Origin of the sequence: Methylobacterium sp. WL18 (assembly GCF_008040015.1) — a bacterium.
In the GTDB taxonomy this organism is placed as follows: domain Bacteria; phylum Pseudomonadota; class Alphaproteobacteria; order Rhizobiales; family Beijerinckiaceae; genus Methylobacterium; species Methylobacterium mesophilicum.
Genome location: NZ_VRVD01000412.1, coordinates 1 through 4,242, shown reverse-complemented (window position 1 = coordinate 4,242; position 4,242 = coordinate 1). Strand labels below are relative to the sequence as shown.

The 4,242-nt window shown below is 68.4% G+C and carries 4 protein-coding genes; all 4 read left to right on the top strand.

Annotation, left to right across the window (positions count from 1 at the left end):
• The first annotated feature begins 10 nt into the window (after positions 1-10).
• Entirely contained in the window at positions 11-1,522 is a 1,512-nt protein-coding gene (gsiB, locus tag FV228_RS21815) for a glutathione ABC transporter substrate-binding protein GsiB (protein WP_246693987.1), read from the top strand.
• A 105-nt stretch (positions 1,523-1,627) separates the two neighbouring features.
• Positions 1,628-2,548, top strand: a complete 921-nt coding sequence (gene gsiC, locus FV228_RS21810; RefSeq protein WP_147856521.1) for a glutathione ABC transporter permease GsiC — start codon at positions 1,628-1,630, stop codon at positions 2,546-2,548.
• Between the two features lie 7 nt (positions 2,549-2,555).
• Positions 2,556-3,458, top strand: coding sequence for a glutathione ABC transporter permease GsiD (gene gsiD, locus FV228_RS21805; RefSeq protein WP_007568587.1), 903 nt, complete (start codon positions 2,556-2,558; stop codon positions 3,456-3,458).
• An 83-nt stretch (positions 3,459-3,541) separates the two neighbouring features.
• On the top strand, positions 3,542-4,242 hold a 701-nt coding region (locus FV228_RS21800), incomplete at its 3' end, for a P1 family peptidase (protein WP_246693986.1).

Below are 4,242 nucleotides of genomic sequence, written 5' to 3'. Positions count from 1 at the left end.
CCTCGCCGGTCTGCAGCATGGCGGCGCGGGTGCCGTTCTCGGGCACCGGCTTCCACGTGATGGTGTCGACCTTCGGGAAGCCGGCCAGCCCGAGACCCTCGACCCGTACAACACCAACACGACACTCACGACCGCCGTCACCAAGTCGTTCTACGAGGGCCTCTTCGGCTTCGACAAGGACCTGAAGGTCCGCAACGTCTTGGCCGAGAGCTACGAGAGCTCGCCCGACGGCCTCGTCTACACGTTCAAGCTGCGCGAGGGCGTCAAATTCCACGACGGCACGACGTTCGATGCCGCTGCGGTCAAGGCCAACCTCGACCGCGTCCTCGACCCGGAGAACCACCTCGCGCGGTACAACCAGTTCAACCGCATCAAGACGATCGAGGTGCTCTCACCCGCAAGCCTGCGCATCACCCTGAAGGAGCCCTTCGGGCCGTTCATCAACTCGCTGGCCCACGCTTCGGCGGCGATCATCTCGCCCACAGCCCTGAAGAAGTACGGAAAGGATATCGCCTTTCACCCGGTCGGCACCGGGCCGTTCACCTTCGTCGACTGGAAGCAGACCGATTACGTCAAGGGCGCGAAGTTCGCCGATTACTGGCAGGCCGGCTTCCCGAAGGTCGACACCATCACGTGGAAGCCGGTGCCCGAGAACGGCACCCGCGCCGCCATGCTGCAGACCGGCGAGGCCGACTTCGCCTTCCCGCTGCCCTACGAGCAGGCCAAGATGCTCGAAGCCAGCAAGAAGCTGAAGATCGAGGTGCACGCCTCGATCATCGAGCGGTATCTCAGCATGAACGTGCTGCAGAAGCCGTTCGACGACCTGCGCGTCCGCCAGGCGATCAACTACGCGATCAACAAGGAGGCGTTGGCCAAGGTCGCCTTCTCGGGCTACGCCTTCCCCGCGCAGGGCATCGTCCCGCAGGGCGTGCGCTACGCCCACAAGATGGACCCGTGGCCCTACGACCCGGCCAAGGCGCGCCAGCTCCTAAAGGAGGCCGGCTACGCCAACGGCTTCGAGGCGACCCTCTGGAGCGCCTACACCACCACCACCGCCCAGAAGGCGATCCAGTTCCTCCAGCAGCAGCTCGGCCAGGTCGGCATCAAGGTGCAGGCCCTGGCCCTGGAGCCCGGCCAGCGCACCGAGTGGGTGCAGACCGCGCCGGATCCGAAGACCGCCCGCGTCCGCCTCTACTATGCCGGCTGGTCGTCCTCCACCGGCGAGGCCGACTGGGGCCTGCGGCCGCTGCTGGCGACGGAGGCGTGGCCGCCCAAGCTTAACAACACCGCCTACTACAGCAACGCCGAGTTCGACGCCCTCCTCGCCAAGGCGCTGGTCTCGACGAACGACGCGGAGCGGGCGGAGCTCTACGCCAAAGCGCAGGAGATCGTGATGAAGGACGCGCCCTGGGCGCCGCTGGTCACCGAGCAGAATCTCTACGCGACCTCCGCGCGGCTCTCCGGCGTCTACGTCATGCCCGACGGCAACATCGATTCCGGCGAAATCGCTGTCGCTCAGTAGCCGCCAATCGCGGACCCTGCGCCGGCTGGCCCGATCGTTAGCCGGCCCGGCGCGGCGGGCCCGCGCGATCGCTTCACGGAAACCCCGGATCCCGGGCGCGAACCTATGCTGATTTTCCTGCTCAAGCGACTCCTCGGGCTGCTGCCGACGCTGCTGATCGTCTCGGTGCTGGTCTTCCTGTTCGTCCACCTGCTGCCCGGTGATCCGGCCCGGCTGGCGGCTGGGCAGGATGCGGACGCCCAGACGGTGGCCCTGGTGCGCACAGAGCTCGGCCTCGACCGGCCCCTGCCGGAACAGTTCGTGCGCTACTTCGCCAACCTCGCCCGCGGCGATCTCGGCGTCTCGATCCGCACCCGCCGCCCGGTCTCGATCGAGATCGGCGAGCGCTTCCTGCCAACCCTCCTACTCACCCTCACCAGCATGGCCTGGGCGGTCGCCTTCGGGCTGATCATCGGCATCGTCTCGGCGGTCTACCGCAACGAATGGCCCGACCGGGTCGGGATGACGCTCGCCGTGTCCGGCATCTCGTTCCCCGCCTTCGCGCTCGGCATCCTCATGATGCAAATCTTCTCGGTGGAACTCGGCTGGCTGCCCACCGTCGGTGCCGACACGTGGCGGCACTACGTGCTGCCGTCGCTGACGCTGGGCGCGGCCGTGGCCGCCGTGATGGCCCGCTTCACCCGCGCGGCCTTCGTGGAGGTCATCGGCGAGGATTTCGTGCGAACCGCCCGCGCCAAGGGCCTCAAGGAGCGCGTTGTCATCGCCAAGCACTGCCTGCGCAATGCCCTGATCCCGGTCGTGACTATGATGGGCCTGCAGTTCGGCTTCCTGCTGGGCGGCTCGATCGTCGTGGAGGCGGTGTTCAACTGGCCCGGCATGGGCCGCCTGCTTGTCGATGCCGTCAACCAGCGCGATTATCCGGTGATCCAGGCCTTGGTCCTGCTGTTCTCGCTGGAGTTTATCCTGATTAACCTGGTCGTGGACGTGCTCTACGGCTTCATCAACCCGACCATCCGCTACAGGTGAGCCGGCTGTGACTGACATCCTCGTCCCCGCCGCCCCCACCGTCGCGCCCGTCCCCACCGGCATCCGGACGCCGTGGTCGGAATTCTGGCGCAAGTTCCGGCGCCAGCGCGTCGCCGTCGTCGCCTTGGGCTTCATCGGCCTGCTGGTCGTGGTGGCCGTGCTGGCCCCGTGGATCGTGCCGTACGACCCGGTCAACGACTTCGACTACGACCGGATCAACGAGGGCCCGTCGCTCGCGCACTGGCTCGGCGTCGATCCCCTCGGGCGCGACATCCTGAGCCGCATCGTCGAAGGCGCGCGGATATCCCTGGCGACCGGATTCCTCTCGGTCGCAGTCGGCGGCCTCGTCGGGACCGTGCTCGGTCTCCTGGCGGGCTACTACGGCGGCTGGTGGGACCGGATCGTCATGCGCATGTCCGACGTGCTGTTCGCCTTCCCGGGCATCTTGCTGGCGCTCGGCGTCGTCGCCATCCTCGGCTCCGGGCTCGTCAACGTCGTCGTGGCGGTGTCGGTCTTCAGCGTCCCGGCCTTCGCGCGCCTCGTGCGCGGCACGACCCTGGTCCTGAAGAACAGCACCTACATCGAGGCCGCGCGAAGCATCGGCGCTCCCGACCGGACGATCATCCTGCGCCACATCCTGCCGGGCACGATCTCGGGCATTGTGGTCTACTTCACAATGCGGCTGGGTACCTCGATCATCACGGCTGCGAGTCTGTCCTTCCTCGGCATGGGCGCGCAGCCGCCGACGCCTGAATGGGGCGCCATGCTGAACGAGGCCCGCGCCGACATGGTCTCGGCGCCGCACGTCGCGCTGTTCCCGAGCCTGGCGATCTTCTTCACGGTGCTAGCCTTCAACCTCCTCGGGGATGGCCTCCGGGACGCTCTCGACCCGAAGATCGACCGCCTGTGACGCCGGCCGCCCCCCCGCGCCCAGCGCCTCGCGTCGGCAGCCTGCCGAGGGGTCAGCGCGACGCCATCACCGACGTCCCGGGCGTGACAGTCGGTCATTGCACGCTGGCCGAGGGCGACGTGCAGACTGGCGTCACGGTCGTGCGGCCGCACGGCAGCGATCCCTACCGGGACCGCGTTCCGGCGGCCGGCGTCGTGCTGAACGGCTTCGGCAAGTCCGTCGGCCTGATGCAAGTCGAGGAGCTCGGTGTGCTGGAGACGCCGATCGCCCTGACCAACACCTTCGCGGTGCCGGCGGTGGCCGCCGCCCAGATCCGCGCAGCGATCGCTGCCAATCCGGAGATCGGGCGCGCGCTGCCGACGCTGAACCCGCTCGTCTTCGAGTGCAACGACGGCTACCTTAACGACCTTCAGCGCATGGCTGTGGAGGCGTCGCATTACCACGACGCCCTGGACGCGGCCGGCGCCGCCGTCGCGGAAGGGTCGGTCGGGGCCGGGCGCGGGATGTCAAGCTTCGGGCTCAAGGGCGGCATCGGCACCGCCTCCCGGCGGGTCCGCACGCGCGCGCAGGGCCGGTTCACGCTGGGCTCGCTCGTCCTATCGAATTTCGGCAAGCCATCCCAGATCCGTGTCTGCGGCGCGCCGCTCGCCGCCCAGCTTCGGGTGGCCGGCGGGGAGCCCGAATCCGTGGCGGAGCCCCCGGAGAAGGGCTCGATTATCATGATCCTCGCCACCGACGCGCCCCTCGACGCGCGCCAGCTTCGCCGCCTCGCCCTGCGGGCCGG